Below are 15310 nucleotides of genomic sequence, written 5' to 3'. Positions count from 1 at the left end.
GGCCACCGCTGGGTCCACCCCCAGCGCCACGGCGGCCTCACCGCCTTCAAAGAGCGCGCGCTGGCCGGCAAAGGCCTCGGCGATGGTGTCGATCAACAAGGACTTGCCAAAGCGGCGCGGACGGGAGAGGAAGTAAAAGCTGCCTTGCTCCGCCAACCGCGCGATCAGCGGGGTTTTGTCGACGTAGTAGCAGCCCTCGCCGCGGATCTTGGCGAAGGTCTGGATGCCGATGGGCAGCTTGCGGCGGTCGGTCATGCCGACGATCTTAGCGTAGCGGCCCACCCCGCGGTGCGCGGCCATGCGGACCGCTCACCCGGGACAGACCACCGCTCACATGTTGTCCAAAAAACTGCGCAGCTTTTCCGAGCGGCTCGGGTGCTTGAGCTTGCGGATCGCCTTGGCTTCGATCTGGCGGATGCGCTCGCGCGTGACGTCGAACTGCTTGCCCACCTCCTCCAGCGTGTGGTCGGTGGACATTTCGATGCCGTAGCGCATGCGCAGCACCTTGGCTTCGCGCGGCGTGAGGGTGTCGAGAATTTCTTTGACCACCTCACGCAGCCCGGCCTGCATCGCGGCGTCCACCGGCGCGACGTTGGTGGTGTCCTCGATGAAGTCGCCCAGGTGCGAGTCGTCGTCGTCCCCGATGGGGGTTTCCATCGAGATCGGCTCCTTGGCGATCTTCATGATCTTGCGGATCTTGTCCTCCGGCATGTCCATCTTTTCCGCCAGGATCGAGGCGTCTGGCTCGACGCCAAACTCCTGCAGGTGCTGGCGGCTGATGCGGTTCATTTTGTTGATCGTCTCGATCATGTGCACCGGGATGCGGATGGTGCGCGCCTGGTCGGCGATCGAGCGCGTGATGGCCTGCCGGATCCACCACGTGGCGTAGGTGGAAAATTTGTAGCCACGGCGGTATTCGAACTTGTCCACCGCCTTCATCAGGCCGATGTTGCCTTCCTGGATCAGGTCCAGGAATTGCAGGCCGCGGTTGGTGTACTTTTTGGCGATCGAGATCACCAGGCGCAGGTTGGCTTCGATCATTTCGCGCTTGGCGTCGCGCGACATGGCCTCGCCGTCGTTCATGCGCTTGTGGATCGCCTTGAGCTCTTCCAGCGGCACGACCACCTGCGTTTGCAGGTCGATGAGCTTTTGCTGCAGCTCGTGGATGGCGGGGATGTTGCGCCCCAGCACCGCGCTCCACGGTTTGCCCGCGGCGGCTTGGCGCTCGACCCACTGCAGGTTGAGCAGGTTGGGTGGGAACTCGGCGGCGAATTTGTCCTGCGGCATGCCGCACTTGTCGACGATGATGCGGCGCAGCTCGCGCTCGATTTTGCGCACCGTCTCGACCTGCTGGCGCACCGTGTCGCACAGGGTTTCGATGGCCTTGGCGGTGAAGCGGATCGTCATCAGCGTTTCGGTGATGCGCGCTTGCACCTCGCGGTAGCGTGGCGTGCCCCAGCCTTCGGCGGCCACCACGTCACGCAGCACATCGTAATCGGCGCGGATGAGGTCGAAGCGCCGCAACGCCTCCTGCTTGAGTTCCTCCATCTTGCGCGTCAACGCCTTGGAGCCGCCCTTGCCGTCGTCATCATCTTCGTAGTCGTCGAAGTCTTCTTCGGCGACGTAGTCGTCCGCCTCGTCACGGTCGCGGAAACCGTCGACGACGGTGGAGATGATCACCGTGCCGGCGCGGATGTCGTCGGCCATCTTGAGGATGTCGGCGATGGTGGCGGGCGACTCGGAGATGGCCGCCATCATGTCGTGCAGGCCGCGCTCAATGCGCTTGGCGATTTCGATCTCGCCCTCGCGCGTCAGCAGCTCCACCGTACCCATCTCGCGCATGTACATGCGCACCGGGTCGGTGGTGCGGCCGAACTCGCTGTCCACCGTGGACAGCGCCGCTTCGGCTTCTTCCTCGGCTTCTTCTTCGGTGGTGACGGCCGTGGGCGCGCCGGTCAGCAGCAGCGTTTCGGCGTCGGGGGTCTGCTCGTAGACCGCCACGCCCATGTCGTTGAGCAGCGAGACGACGACTTCGAGCGTCTCTTGTTCAACCAGCTTGTCGGGCAGGTGGTCGTTGATTTCGGCGTGCGTCAGGTAGCCGCGGGTTTTGCCGAGCTTGATCAGTTGCTTGAGCTTTTCACGCCGCAGCTTGGCTTCTTCCTCGGTCAGCACCGTGTCGTCCAGGCCGAACTCCTTCATCAAGGCGCGTTCCTTGGCCTTGGACAGTTTCATGCGCAGCGGCTTGGCCTTTTCGGCCGGCTCGTCCGGCGCGGCTTCCACCTCGTCGGGCACGACCTCGGCGTCGACGTCGGCCAGCTCGTCGTCCAGCACATCCAGCTCGGCGTCGGCAAACACGTCGTCGTCGCCGGAGGCCTTGGCTTTGGGCTTGCGGCCACGCTTGGCGCCGCCGGTGCCGGCGCCGCTGGTCTTGGCCTTGCGGGCTTTGGGCTTGGGCGCCGCGTCCGCCTCGGCCTGACTCGCAGCCTCGGCGGGGACGTTGGCGGCCGCGGCCTCGGCTTCAGCGGCTTTTTTGCTGCTGCGCTTGCGGGCAGCCGGCGCCGGCGCGGCGGTGGTTTCAGGCGACTCGACGGGTTCGGCAGCGGTGGTCTTTTTGCGGGTGCTCACGGCAAACGCTCTCCATCCGGCCCGTGGCCGGCAGGGGTCAGTTCAAGACGGTGGTCCAAGCGTGGTGCAGTCCAAGGCCGACCAGCAGCGCTGGCCGCGTTGGGGGCGATCACCTTTCCACGCGCCCGGGCAAGGTGGGGGCATGGTCGGTGTTTCGCAAGCCAGTGGGCGAACATTTGGTGTGCAGCCCTTGCGGAATCGGCGCGGGGCGCCATCAGCCTGCGGTCGTGCTGCCGCGGCGCCGGGGCGTGGGGGCTTGAAGGTTCAAGCGGGCCCGGCGGGCTCTGTCCGGAGGTGCTGCTGTCGCACTTGCGAAGCTTCCCATCATACCACATCCTCACCATCGAGCAAAGCGCGCCGCTCGGCCTGCACACGCCGGTAGTCCGCCAACGCGGCGGGGTCGTGCGCGGCACGCGCCAGCAGTTCGGTCTCGCGCGCCTTCAGGTGTTCGATACGCAGCCGCCGCATCAGTTCATGCAGCTCCTGGCGCAATTCCTCGGCGCTGCTGGCGCCGTCGGTGGCCTCGCCCAGCACCAACGTGCTGTCGTGCAGCGCCGTGGCCAGGGCTTCGAAAGGCTGGCCACGCAGCGCCTCGCGCAGCGCCGCCCATGGTTGGGCGCCGTGGTCCAACCATTGCTGTTCCAGCCAGGCAAACAGAGGGCCGTGCGGGGGTGGAGCGCTGGCCAGCAGGGCGTGGTCGTCGGCACTGAGCCAGTCCCACGCCGCCGGCGTCGTCAGCACGAGGCGCGCCACACGGTCGTAACGGTCCAGCAAGCCGCGGGCGGCCCGCCGCGCCACGGCGTCGGCTGGCGCCGGGCGCGTGCGAAGCCACGGCGCCGCAGCGGCCGGCGTCGCGGGCGCCTTGGGCGCGCTGGGGGCAACGAGAGGGCGGGGTGGGGCGGCCTGGGGGGCAGGGTGGCGGGCGCGCGTGCGCGCGGCCGTGCCCGGTGCGGGGGCCCACAGTTGCTGCAGGTCGCGCACGTCCAGCGCGGCGAGCTGGGCCAGCTCGTGCAGCAGTTGGCGCTTCAGTGCCCCATCCGGCAGGGCCTCCCACAGCGGGCGGGCTTGGGCGGTGGCGCGGGCACGCCCTTCGGCGCTGTCGAGGTCGCAGCCGTCGGCCGCGGCCTGCAGCACGAAGCGGCTCAGCGGCACCGCGTCGCGCAGCGCGGCGTGCAGCGCGTTGGCGCCCAGTGTGCGCACGTAGCTGTCGGGGTCGTGCTCGGGCGGCAGAAATAAAAAACGAAAGGTGCGCGTGTCGCTTGCCCAGGGCAGCGCGGCCTGCAGCGCGCGCACGGCGGCGCGCCGCCCGGCCGCGTCGCCGTCGAAGGCGAACACCACGTGGTCGGTGAAGCGCAGCAGCTTGCGCACGTGCTGGGGCGTGCAGGCCGTGCCCAGCGTCGCCACCACGTTGCCCACACCGTGCTGGGCCAGCGCCACGACGTCCATGTAGCCTTCCACCACCAACGCGCAGCCGGCTTGGCGGATGGCCTGGCGCGCTTCGAACAGGCCGTACAGCTCTTCGCCCTTGTGGAACAGCGGGGTTTCGGGGGAGTTGAGGTATTTGGGCTCACCGCCGTCCAGCACGCGCCCGCCAAAGCCGATCACCTCGCCCTTGACGTTGCGGATCGGGAACATGATGCGGTCGCGGAAGCGGTCGTGGCGGCGCGTGCCACTGTCGCCGTCGTCGGCGGCCACCACCAACCCGCACTGCACCAGCCCTTCGTCCTGGTAGTCGGCAAAGACGGTGGACAAAAAGCGCCGCTGCGCCGGGGCGTAGCCCAGGCCATAGGTTTTGGCGATGACGCCGGTGAGGCCACGGCCTTTCAGGTACTCGATGGCGCGCGGGCTGGCCTTGAGCTGGGCCTGGTACGCGCGCGCGGCTTGCGCCAGCCGTTCGGTCAGGGTTTGTTGCTGCCGACGCTCGGCGGCGGCGCGTGCGCGCGTGGCCGGGTCGTGCGCCTCGTCGGGCACGCTCAGCCCCAGTTGCGCAGCCAAATCGTGCACGGCGTCCCGAAAGCCGGCGCCCGTGTGCGCCATCAAAAAGTCGATCGCGTTGCCGTGCGCGCCGCAACCGAAGCAGTGGTAGAACTGCTTGGCCGGGCTGACCGTGAACGACGGCGATTTTTCGGCGTGGAACGGGCACAGGCCGACGAAGTTGGCCCCGCTTTTGCGCAGCGCCACGTGGCGGCCGACGACCTCGACGATGTCGGCGCGCGCCAGCAGGTCCTGCAAAAAGGCGGTCGGGATGCTCACCCCGCCATTGTGCGGCATCGCGCACGGGCTCGGGCGGCGGGTGGCGTCAGCCCTCGTCAGGCTGGCCGAGCACCAGGGCTTCGAACTGCTCGCGCGGCATCGGGCGGCCGAAGCGGTAGCCCTGCAGCAGGTGGCAGCCGTGGGTGAGCAGGTAGGCTTCCTGCGCGGCGGTTTCCACCCCTTCGGCCAGCACCTGCATGCGCAGCCGTCGGCCCAGCGCCAGGATGGTGGCGACGATCGCCTCGTCTTGCCGCGTGGGGTTTTGCAGCCGCGCCACGAAGCGCTGGTCGATCTTGATGACGTCGAAGGGCAGCTCGGCCAAATACGCCAGCGACGAGTAACCGGTGCCAAAGTCGTCCAGCGCCAGCGCCACGCCGGCGTCGTCCAGCGTGCGCAGCACGCCGCGCGCGGTGTCGATGTCGTCCAAAAAGACCGATTCGGTGATTTCCAGCTCCAGCCGATCGGGCGACACCGCGCGGTCGCGCACGGCCGCCAGCACTTGCTGGGCAAAGTCGGGCTCGCGGAACTGGCGTGGGCTGACGTTGATGGCCAGCCGCAGTGGCCGCAGGCGCGCGTCCGACTGCCATTGCTGCAACAGGCGCGCGGCTTCGTGCAGCACCCAGCGGCCCAGCGGCAGGATCAGGCCGGTTTCCTCGGCCAGCGGGATGAAAGCGCCCGGTGGCACCAGCGTGCCGTCGGCGCGCTGCCAGCGCAGCAGCGCTTCCGCGCCAACGATGCGGTTGCGCGTGTCCACCTGGGGCTGCAAGTACAGGCGCAGCTCGCCGGCGTCGATGGCGGCGGCCAGGTCAAGCTGCATCTGGTGGCGCTGGCGGATTGCCGCCTCCATCGTGAGGTCGAAGAACGCCACACCGTTGCGGCCAGCCTGCTTGACGCTGTACATGGCCAGGTCAGCCGCTTTGAGCAGCGCTTGCGCGGAGTCAACCTGGGTGCCGTCTTGGTCGCCATCAGGGTCTTCGGCGCCACCGTACAGCGCGATGCCGATGCTGAGCGTCAGCGCCAACGTGTGGCCCTGCCAGTCGATCGGCTGCGGCAGCACCGCCATCAGCTTGTCGGCCACGCGCCGGGCGGCCACCGCGGCGGCGTCGCGCTGGGCGTGCTCCGCGGGCAGCAGCACCAAAAACTCATCGCCACCCAGACGGCCGGGGGTGTCCTGTTCGCGCAGCGTCGCGCGCAACCGTTCGCCCATGGCGCGCAGCACGGCGTCGCCAGCGTCGTGGCCGTAGGTGTCGTTGATGCCCTTGAACAAGTCCAAATCGATGAACAGCACCGCGCCCCAACGGCGGTGGCGGCGCGCCAGCCGCAGGGCTTGGTCGATGCGGTCCAGCAGCAGACGGCGGTTGGCCAGGCCTGTCAGGGTGTCGTAGTACGCCAGCGCCTCGATCTGCGCTTCGGCCTGTTTGCGCCAAGTGATGTCGCTGAAGATGGCAATGTAATGTTGCACCTTGCCGACGGCGTTGGTGATGGCGCTGATGGCCAGCCACTCGGGGTAAACGCTGCCATCTTTGCGGCGGTTCCAGATCTCGCCTTCCCAGTGGCCGTGCTGGGTCAACGCTTGCCACATCGCTTGGTAAAACGCCGCGTCGTGGCGGCCGGAACGCAGCAGCTCGCCGGGCGTGCGGCCTCGGGCTTCGGCCTCGTCGTAGCCGGTGATGGCGGAGAAGGCGCGGTTGACGCGCACGATGCGCCCTTGCGCGTCGGTGATGACGACGCCCTGCGCGCTGTCGAACGTTTTGGCGGTGATGGCCAGCTCGTTCAGCAACGCGGACTTTTCTTGCAGCACGGCCTGCAGGCGCTGGCGCTGATGCACGATGACGAGCAACACGGTGCCCAACCCGAGCAACACAGCCACCGAGCCGGCCAGTGGCCAGGCGTTGAGGGCAAGGTTTTCGCGCCAGGTCAGTTGCGGCATACCGTAAGGCGGGGCGCGCAGCGTGCGCAGCACATCCTCAATGGCGCCGTAACTGTGCGGGGGTACAAAGCCGGCGATTTCGCCCGAGGGTTGTCCCGCGCCGGGGACGGTGTGCAACAACGCCAGCGTCAGCGCGCGCCGGGTGTCGTCGTCCACGCTGGGCAGCACGGCCACGGGCCACTCCGGCACCAGGGGGGTGCTGACCGCCACAGGGTAGCCGGGCAGGTCTTGCCGCTGCAACACGCGCAACCGCCTTGCGGGCACCGCGCCCGCAGCCTGCGCAGCTTCCAGCACGCCGTCGCGCACAAAGCCGGCGTCGGCCTGCCCCTCCAGCACCGCCCGCAGGATGTTGTCGTGTGGCATCCCCACTTCCACCCGCGCCCAGGCCCGGTCATCAATGCCCCGGCGGCGCAGCTCGTAGCGTTGCAGTTGCAGTCCACCCAGCGACTCGCCATGGGGGACCGCGATGCGCCGCCCGCGCAGGTCTTGCCAGCGTTGCAGGGGGCTGTCGGCTGGGACCACCACCACGCCACCGAACGCCGTTGTTTCCACGCCGTGGCGGCGCCGCACCAGCGTGGCCAGCGGGGTCGAGAGGCCGTCGGTGTGCTGCAGCGTCACGTAATGGGCCGGGTTGGTGACCACGGCGTCGAGTTCGCGTGCGCGCACCGCGCTGTCCAGCGCGTCGTAGCTCAGCAACCGGGTCTGCAGCTCAATGCCGTCCAGGTGCCGCTGCAGTGCTTGCAGCACCGGCCGCCAGTCGGCTTGTTCCACGTCCAGCGGTCGGTACGCCAAGATACCCAGCCGGATTTGCGGGTGGTGCGCGTGGGCCCAACCGCCACCCAGCAGCGTCAGCAGCAACGCCAGCCGCGCCAGCCAGCGCAGCGCGTGGGGTCGACCAGCCCGGGTCATGTGGGCGCCTCCAGCGGCAACAGGCCCGCGTCCACCAAATCGTCGGGGACGTGGCCATGCGCCCGCAAACCCGCACCGTGTAAAAAACGGGCCAGCGCCCGCGCGGCCACCATCAGCTTTGGAGGGGTGCCGACGAGCCAGGCGCGCTGGTCCTCCCAGCGCGTCAGCCGCAGGCCGGCGAATGCGTTGGGCACCTCGTGCCGCGGCAAGTCCAGCCACGGGGCTAGGCGGTAGGTACTGTCCACTGGTAGCGCCAGCAGGTGTCGTTGCGCGGCCAGCACGTCGGCCAACAGCCGTCGCAACGCGGCTCGGTGGCGAGGCAGCGCGTCGTCGCGCACCGCTAACACGTCCACGATGGGGCGCTCCGGCGGCAGTTGGCTGCTGTCGTACAGTGTCACGGCTCCCAAGCGGCGCAGCCGGGTGGCCAGTGGCTCGAAGGTCACCAGCAGGTCCACCGCGCCGTTGCGCCACACGGTCTCGTGCAGGTCAAAGGGGACGGTCACCGCCACCACGTCGCGCCAGCGCAAACCGGCTTGCTCGAGCCAGCTTTGCGCCATCAGCGTGCCCACCGCACCGGCTTCGTACCCCACACGTGCCCCGGGCCAGCGGCTGGCGGCGGTGTACCCCGGGCGCGCCAGCACGACGTCGGCGCCGTGCGAGAGGTTGAACAACCCCACCACATGCAGCGCCAAGCCTTCGGCGGATGCGGTCAGCACCTCATCCAGGGTCAGCGCCGCGGCTTGCGCACGGCCCGCTTGCAGCGCCTGACGCGATTCGCTGGCTGAGCCCGTGGCCAGCGGCCGCACGGCGCCGTCGTCCCACCAGCCCAGGCTGTGCGCCAGGCGGATGGGCGCATAGCCCGGCCACGGGTGGCAGGCCACGGTGAGCGGTGCGTTGCTGGCGCAGCCCGTCAGCCCGGACGCGCCCAGCAGCGCCCCCGCTGCTGCGGCCGCACTTTGGCGCAGCCATTGTCGGCGTGCCCCGTCCATGGTCAGCCCACCATGACGCGGTTTTTGCCGGCGCGCTTGGCGCGGTACATGGCCGCGTCGGCGCGTGCGATGGCGGCTTCCACCGGCTCGTCGCGCAGCAGCTCGGTCACGCCGGCGCTGAACGTGATCAACACACGCTGTTCCCCTTGCAGGAACAGGTGGGCGCTGAGGTCGCGCTGCAGGCGGCGCACCACGTCGGCCGCGTCCTCCGGGGTGGTGTCGGGCAGCACGATGATGAATTCTTCGCCACCGTAGCGTCCGATGGTGTCTTGTGGACGCAGGCTGCGGCGCGCCACGTCGGCCAGGTGCTTGAGGGCGGCGTCGCCCGCCAGGTGGCCCAACGTGTCGTTGAGGCGCTTGAAGTCGTCCACGTCCAACAGCGCGATGCACACCCGCGTGCCGGTGCGCTCGGCGCGGCGGCTTTCGCGGTCGATGGCCGCGGCCAACCCCTTGCGGTTGAGCACGCCGGTGAGCAGGTCGTGCGTGACCAGCTCGGCCATCTGGTCCAGCTCCTGCCGCAGCCGCTGCACCTCCGCTTCGGCGCGCTGGGCGCGGTCGCGCAGGTCGGTCAGCTCGTCGGCCACGCGCTGGGTGTCGGCGGCGAAAGCGCGCGCGGTCTGGATGGCCTCTTGCACCACCGGGGCCATGTCGGCCAGGCTGGTGGCGCGTTCGAGCTGTTGCGCGCAGGCTTCGAATTTGGCGTGGTACTGCCCGGTGCTCGCCGCGGTTTGCGCCAGCCGCTCCAGGAAGGTGGCCAGCGTCTGACGCATCACCTCCTGCGCGCGCACGGTTTGTTCGCGCGCTTCGGCCTGCTTGACGATGACGTCCTTGAGGCGCGCTTGCAGGTCTTCCAAACGGCGCTGCGACAACGGCGGCGAGGCCGCTTGCACCAGCGCCTGCATCTGCTGGCGCAGCCAGGGGTTGTCGGGGCTGATGGCGTCGATGTGCTCGAACACCTGGCGCAGCAGCGCCAGCAACGCTTCGCGCACCCCAAGTTGCTCTTCGACGCCGAAGGACAGCCGGTACGCGTAATCGGCCAGCATGCGCCGCAGCGTGGCGGCGTGGTGCTGCGGCAGCCGCAGGTAGCGCACGAGCTCTTCGCCCTGTTCGCGCAGGCGCGTGTCGTCGGCGGCCACCAGCGGCGCGGCGATGTCGATCACGCGCGCGGTCTGCTCGGCGATCTCCGGCTGGATCGGCGCCTCCCCGCCGGCCGAGGTGGCCGGGCCAGCCGGGGCTTCGCCGCTGGGGGGAGCGGCGCGTGGCACCGCGGTCGCCGACGGCGGATCGGTCAGCGGCGCGGCGGCGCTGCCGAGGTGCTGCACCAGCACCTTTTCCAAATCTTCCCAGCTATGGCGGGCCACCGCCCGGTTGAACAGCGCCTTGAAGCGCGCTTGCGCGGGGGTGCGCTCCGGCAAGCCCTGGGCGATTTGGCGCAGTTGCGCCAGCGGGAACGGCTGCAGTGGGCGGGTGCCGGCCACCTCGTGGTACGCGGCTTGGAAATGGTCGGGGGTGGGCGGCAGCCGCCGCGCCGCCAAAAGCTTGACGGCTTCGCGCGCGATTTCCTGCGGGGTGGTGGGGTTCATGCGCGTGGGCAGCGTGGGTCGGCGGGGTGATGGGCGCTAGTATAAGCAGCGCCTGCTGGCCCATCGAGGCCGCGCGCGGGGCGACTGCGTGGGACCGCGCGCCCACGCCCTGCGCGTCATGGTGTGCCGCGTGCGGCGGTCAGCGCGGCTGCATGCGGATCGCGCCGTCCAGCCGGATGACTTCGCCGTTGAGCATGTCGTTTTCGATGATGTGCTTGACAAGTTTGGCGTAGTCCTCGGGCCGGCCCAGCCGCGACGGGAACGGCACCATCGCGGCCAGCGCGTCCTGCACCTCCTTGGGCATGCCAAACAGCATGGGCGTGCCGAAAATGCCGGGGGCGATGGTCATGTTGCGGATGCCAAGCTTGGCTAGGTCGCGCGCGATCGGCAGCGTCATGCCCACCACGCCACCCTTGGAAGCGGCGTAGGCGGCTTGGCCGATTTGGCCTTCGAACGCCGCCACCGAGGCGGTGGAGACCATGACGCCGCGCTCCCCGGTGGGCTCGGGCTCGTTGGCGCTCATCGCCGCGGCGCACAAGCGGATCATGTTGAACGTGCCCACCAGGTTGACCTGGATCACCTTGTTGAACAGCGCCAAGCTGTGGGGGCCGTTTTTGCCGACGGTTTTTTCGGCGGGCGCAATGCCCGCGCAGTTGACCAGCCCCACAAGTTTGCCCAGCGCCTGCGCCTGCGCCACGACGGCTTGGGCGTCGGCTTCCTGGCTGACGTCGCAGCGCACGAAGGTGGCGCCGATGTCGCGCGCGACGGCCTCGCCACGCTCGGTTTGCATGTCGGCGATGACGACACGGCCGCCTTCGGCCGCCAGCATGCGCGCCGTGCCCTCGCCCAGGCCGGACGCGCCGCCGGTGACGATAAAAACCTTGCCTTGGATGTCCATGGTGCTGCTCCTCGCGTGGGGGTGATTGACGTTGACGTAAACGTCAATCATAGTCGCAAAAAAACGCCCACCGGGCGGTGGGCGTGTCAAGCACCATGGGGGTGCACACTACCAGGAGAAGGATGGCCCGGCGCCGAAGCCCTGGCGCCGCGGCGTGAGCGTCACTTGTAGCCGGCGCGGTCCAGCATGCGCTGCACTTTGGTCAGGTTCTTGGCCACCACCGCCAGCGGGATGGTGTCGGCTTTGAAATGTTCAGCACCCATGGCCTTGAGGGCGGGGTTGTCCAGCTTGACGCCCTTGGCGGCCGGGAACTCATGGTTGCCGTTGGCAAAGTAGGCTTGCGCCTGCGGGCTGGCCAAAAACTCCATGAAGGCCACCGCCGCGTCGAGGTTTTTGGCATGCCGCGCCACGGCCGCGCCGGCGATGTTGACGTGCGTGCCGGTGGTGGCCTGGTTGGGGAACACCACGCGCACGCGCTCCACGACGCGGCGGTCTTCGGGCTTGTCCGAGGCGATCAAGCGCGCCATGTAGTAGCTGTTGCTGATGGCCACGCCGCACTCACCGCTGGCCACGGCGCGGATCTGGTCGGTGTCGCCGCCCTGCGGCGGACGGGCCATGTTGGCCACCAGGCCGTTGAGCCACTGCTGGCCCTTGTCGTCGCCCAGGCGCTCGATGACGGTGGCGAACAGCGACAGGTTGTACGGGTGCGAGCCGCTGCGCGTGCACAGCAAGCCTTTGAGCTTGGGGTCGGCCAGTTGCTCGTAAGTGGCGACGTCCTCGGCCTTGACGCGCAGCGGGTCGTAGACGATGACGCGCGCGCGGGTGGAAAAGCCGGTCCAGGTCACGCCGTCGGGGGTGGGCGCGGCGCGCAGGTGCGCAGGAATGGCGGCGTCGAGCTTGGCCGACTTGATCGGACGGAACAAGCCCTGCGCGTCGGCCACCGCCATGCGTGCGGCGTCCACCAGCAGCACCACGTCGGCGGGGGAGGCGGCCCCTTCGGCGCGCAGCCGCGCCACGATGCCGGCGTCGTCGCTGTCGACGCGGTTGATCTTGATGCCGGTGGTTTGGGTGAACAGCGCGTAGAGCTGGTCGTCGCTCGGATAATGGCGCGCCGAGTACAGGTTGAGCACCTTGTCTTGGGCGTGTGCGACGGGGGCCAGCGCCGTCAGCGCGGCCGTGGCGGCCAGCGCGGCGCAGGCACGGGTGACGAAGCGGCGGCGGGTGTTCAAGGTCAACATGCAGCGGTCTCCTGGATGGGGTGAAACGTCGGGGCCGACCCTGCGCGCCGGTGGCGTGTGTCCGGCGGTGCAGTGATCGTTGGAAGGCATCATATCACAAATGAGAATCGTTCCTATTATGAAAGTTGTCGATCGGATGGGTGCCGTCGATCAAGGGCGCCGTCGCTGGCTGACGGCGGGCGCGGCGGCGGCGCTGGGGTTGCTCGGCTGTGCCACGCCACCGCCCCCCGCGCCGCCTGAGCCCCCCGCACCGCCCGAGCCCCCCGCGTCGCCGACGGAACCACCGGCCCCGCCGCCGACCCGCCCGCCGCGCGTCGGGTTGGCGTTGGGGGGCGGTGCTGCACGTGGCTTTGCCCACGTGGGCGTGATCCAGGTGTTGCAGCGCGAGGGCATCCGCCCCGACGTGGTCGTGGGGACGTCCGCCGGCAGCTTGGTGGCGGCGCTGTACGCGCACGGGATGGACGGCGCCGCGCTGCAGCAAGCGGCGCTGAACATGGAAGAAGCGATGATCGCCGATTGGACGGTGCCGCTGTTCAACCGCGGGCTGCTGCGCGGCGAGGCGCTGGCGCGCTACGTCAACCAGATGGTGCAGGGGCGCTTGATCGAGCACGCCGCGCTGCCGCTGGGCATCGTGGCCACCGACCTGGTCAGCGGGCAGGGGGTGGTGTTTCGCCGCGGCGACACCGGCACCGCGGTGCGCGCCTCCAGCGCCGTGCCGGGGGTGTTTTCGCCGGTGCCGATCAACGGCCGCACCTACGTCGACGGCGGGCTGGTGGCGCCGGTGCCGGTGCAGCAAGCGCGCGAGATGGGCGCGGAGCTGGTCATCGCGGTGGATATTTCGAGCCCGCCGCAGGCCCTGCCGCAGACCGACCCGGTGCGCGTGCTGCTGCAGACGTTCACGATCATGGGGCAGTCGATCAACCGCCACGTGCTGGCCCAGGCCGACGTGGTGGTGCGCCCGGCGCTGGACGGCGTGGGCAGCGCCGACTTTGCCGCGCGCGAGCGCAGCATCGCCGCCGGGCGGGCCGCGATGCAGGCAGCCCTGCCACGGCTGCGTGAACGGCTGCAGGCGTTGCGCCGGCCGCTGCCGGCCAGCCGCTGAGCATGGATAAAAAACACCCCCGAAGCCTTGCGGCGCCGGGGGTGAAGGGTCCCTGAAGTTCAGGACTCGAAGAGACCCGAGGAGACAACTCGAAGCGATCGGTACTCGTCAGGCGCTGCGCCGCCCACCGCGGCCGCCGGCCGTGCCGCCACCGACGGCGGTGGAGGCTTGCTGCACAGCCTGCTGGGTCTGCTCGGCGGCGCGCTGCCAGTTTTGTTGGGTCAGTTCGGTGGCCTGCTTGACGGCTTGCTGCACGGTTTCCATCGCCGTGGCGGCCGCGTTGACCATCGCGCGCAGCGCTTGCACGGCCGGTTCGGTGCCGGCGGGCGCGTTGCGGGCCACGTTGTCCACCACCGCCTGGGCTTTGTGTTGGGCTTCGGCCGCCTGGGCTTGCGCGGCTTGGGCGAACACGCCACCGGTGTGGGCGGCGATGTCGGCCAGTTGCCGGCTGTACGCCAGCGTGCGCTCGGCCAGCGGTTGCAGCAGGGCCGCCTGACGCTGCAGCAGCTCTTGCGCGTCTTTGGCGTCGAGCATGGCCTGGGTGGTGCCGGCGACGTCGCGCAACGCGGCGCGGGTGGCCTCCAGGTTGAGCTCGACGAGCTTTTCCACCCCCTCGAACGCCTGGCGCGTCAGGCCGACGAGCATTTCGAGGTTGGCCTTGTGGGCCGCGGCCAGTTGTTCGGGGGTTAGCATGGTTTCCTCTCCAAGGGCGCTTTTGTGCGCTGCAACATTGGGCCGAATTATAGGCCTGTGCCGAATTTTGGCAAGCCCCTGCGCGTCACGGACCGGGCGGCGGCGCGGCACACTGGTGGCTATGGACGTTTTTTACGCCACCGAGTTTGTCTTGCCACTGCCGGCCGGGCACCGTTTTCCGATGGACAAATACCGTCTGCTGCGCGACGCCCTGGCGCGTGATCCGGCGTACCGTTTGCAGCAGGCGTTGCCGGCCACCGCGGGGGAGCTGGCGCTGGTGCACACGGCCGCCTACATCGACGCGGTCGAGTGCGGCACGCTCAGCGCCGCCCAGCAACGCGAGATCGGTTTTCCTTGGAGCCCCCACCTGGCCGAGCGGGCGCGACGCTCGGTGGGGGCGACGATCCAGGCCGCGCGCGCGGCGCTGGCGGGCCAGGGTGTGGCGGCCAACGTGGCGGGCGGCACCCACCACGCCTACGCCGACCGTGGCGGCGGCTTTTGCGTCTTCAACGACGCGGCGGTCGCGGCGCGGCTGATGCAGGCGGAATGGGGCCGGCGCGGCCCGGCGGCGCGCGCGCGCCCGTTGCGCGTGGCCATCATCGACCTTGATGTGCACCAGGGCAACGGCACGGCGGCGATCTTCCGTGACGACCCGACGGTGTTCACGCTGTCGTTGCACGGCGCCCACAACTACCCGGCGCGCAAGGAGCCGAGCGACCTCGACGTGGCGCTGCCGGACGGTTGTGGCGACGACGCCTACCTGGAGGCGTTGCACGGCGCGCTGGAGGCGCTGCAGGCGCGCTTCGAGCCGGACTTGGCGATTTACCTGGCCGGCGCCGACGTGCACGAGGGCGATCGGCTGGGGCGGTTGCGCCTGAGCGACGACGGCGTCGAGGCGCGCGACCGCGTGGTGTTCGAGTGGCTGTGGCAGCGGCGCATCCCGGTGGCGCTGACGATGGCGGGCGGCTACGGGCACGACATCCACACCACGGTGCGCGTGCAACAGCGCACGATGGCTGTCGCGCTGGCGTACTGGCGACGCTGGCAGGCGATGGCACAATCGCCGCACGCCGCCTGAGGAGACAGCCCC

At 69.6% G+C, this 15310-nt stretch carries 11 protein-coding genes; 2 read left to right on the top strand and 9 right to left on the bottom strand.

Annotated features, from left to right (window positions below):
- The 8 genes from EDC36_RS02615 to EDC36_RS02580 form a co-directional block, all read right to left on the bottom strand.
- Positions 1-300 (bottom strand): AAA family ATPase (locus tag EDC36_RS02615; RefSeq protein WP_243646440.1); only part of this gene is annotated, 300 nt, incomplete at its 3' end.
- Between the two features lie 30 nt (positions 301-330).
- Positions 331-2625, bottom strand: a complete 2295-nt coding sequence (rpoD, locus tag EDC36_RS02610; RefSeq protein ID WP_132961693.1) for an RNA polymerase sigma factor RpoD — start codon at positions 2623-2625, stop codon at positions 331-333.
- A 324-nt stretch (positions 2626-2949) separates the two neighbouring features.
- Positions 2950-4878, bottom strand: coding sequence for a DNA primase (gene dnaG, locus EDC36_RS02605; protein ID WP_132961692.1), 1929 nt, complete (start codon positions 4876-4878; stop codon positions 2950-2952).
- 46 nt (positions 4879-4924) lie between these two features.
- Entirely contained in the window at positions 4925-7717 is a 2793-nt protein-coding gene (locus tag EDC36_RS02600; RefSeq protein WP_132961691.1) for an EAL domain-containing protein, read from the bottom strand.
- The gene (locus tag EDC36_RS02595) at positions 7714-8706 is read right to left on the bottom strand and encodes an ABC transporter substrate-binding protein (protein WP_132961690.1); all 993 of its coding nucleotides are present in this window, start codon (positions 8704-8706) and stop codon (positions 7714-7716) included. Before EDC36_RS02595 ends, EDC36_RS02600 begins: the two co-directional genes overlap by 4 nt.
- A 2-nt stretch (positions 8707-8708) precedes the next feature.
- A complete protein-coding gene (locus tag EDC36_RS02590) occupies positions 8709-10289 on the bottom strand; it encodes a GGDEF domain-containing protein (protein ID WP_132961689.1) in 1581 nt (526 codons plus the stop codon).
- A gap of 139 nt (positions 10290-10428) precedes the next feature.
- A complete protein-coding gene (locus EDC36_RS02585; protein ID WP_132961688.1) occupies positions 10429-11187 on the bottom strand; it encodes a 3-hydroxyacyl-CoA dehydrogenase in 759 nt (252 codons plus the stop codon).
- Positions 11188-11348: 161 nt separating this feature from the next.
- Complete coding sequence (locus tag EDC36_RS02580; protein ID WP_132961687.1) at positions 11349-12425, bottom strand: extracellular solute-binding protein; 1077 nt, start codon at positions 12423-12425, stop codon at positions 11349-11351.
- A gap of 118 nt (positions 12426-12543) precedes the next feature.
- Here EDC36_RS02580 and EDC36_RS02575 point away from each other — a divergent pair, with 118 nt between their 5' ends.
- On the top strand, positions 12544-13527 hold the full coding sequence (locus EDC36_RS02575; protein WP_243646439.1) for a patatin-like phospholipase family protein: 984 nt from the start codon (positions 12544-12546) through the stop codon (positions 13525-13527).
- 108 nt (positions 13528-13635) lie between these two features.
- Here EDC36_RS02575 and EDC36_RS02570 read toward each other — a convergent pair whose 3' ends face one another.
- The gene (locus EDC36_RS02570; protein ID WP_132961686.1) at positions 13636-14220 is read right to left on the bottom strand and encodes a phasin family protein; all 585 of its coding nucleotides are present in this window, start codon (positions 14218-14220) and stop codon (positions 13636-13638) included.
- 121 nt (positions 14221-14341) lie between these two features.
- Here EDC36_RS02570 and EDC36_RS02565 point away from each other — a divergent pair, with 121 nt between their 5' ends.
- On the top strand, positions 14342-15298 hold the full coding sequence (locus tag EDC36_RS02565; protein ID WP_185971238.1) for a histone deacetylase family protein: 957 nt from the start codon (positions 14342-14344) through the stop codon (positions 15296-15298).
- Positions 15299-15310 lie beyond the last annotated feature (12 nt).

The organism is Tepidimonas ignava, from assembly GCF_004342625.1.
GTDB lineage: Bacteria > Pseudomonadota > Gammaproteobacteria > Burkholderiales > Burkholderiaceae_C > Tepidimonas > Tepidimonas ignava.
This window is presented reverse-complemented; position numbering and strand designations above follow the sequence as displayed.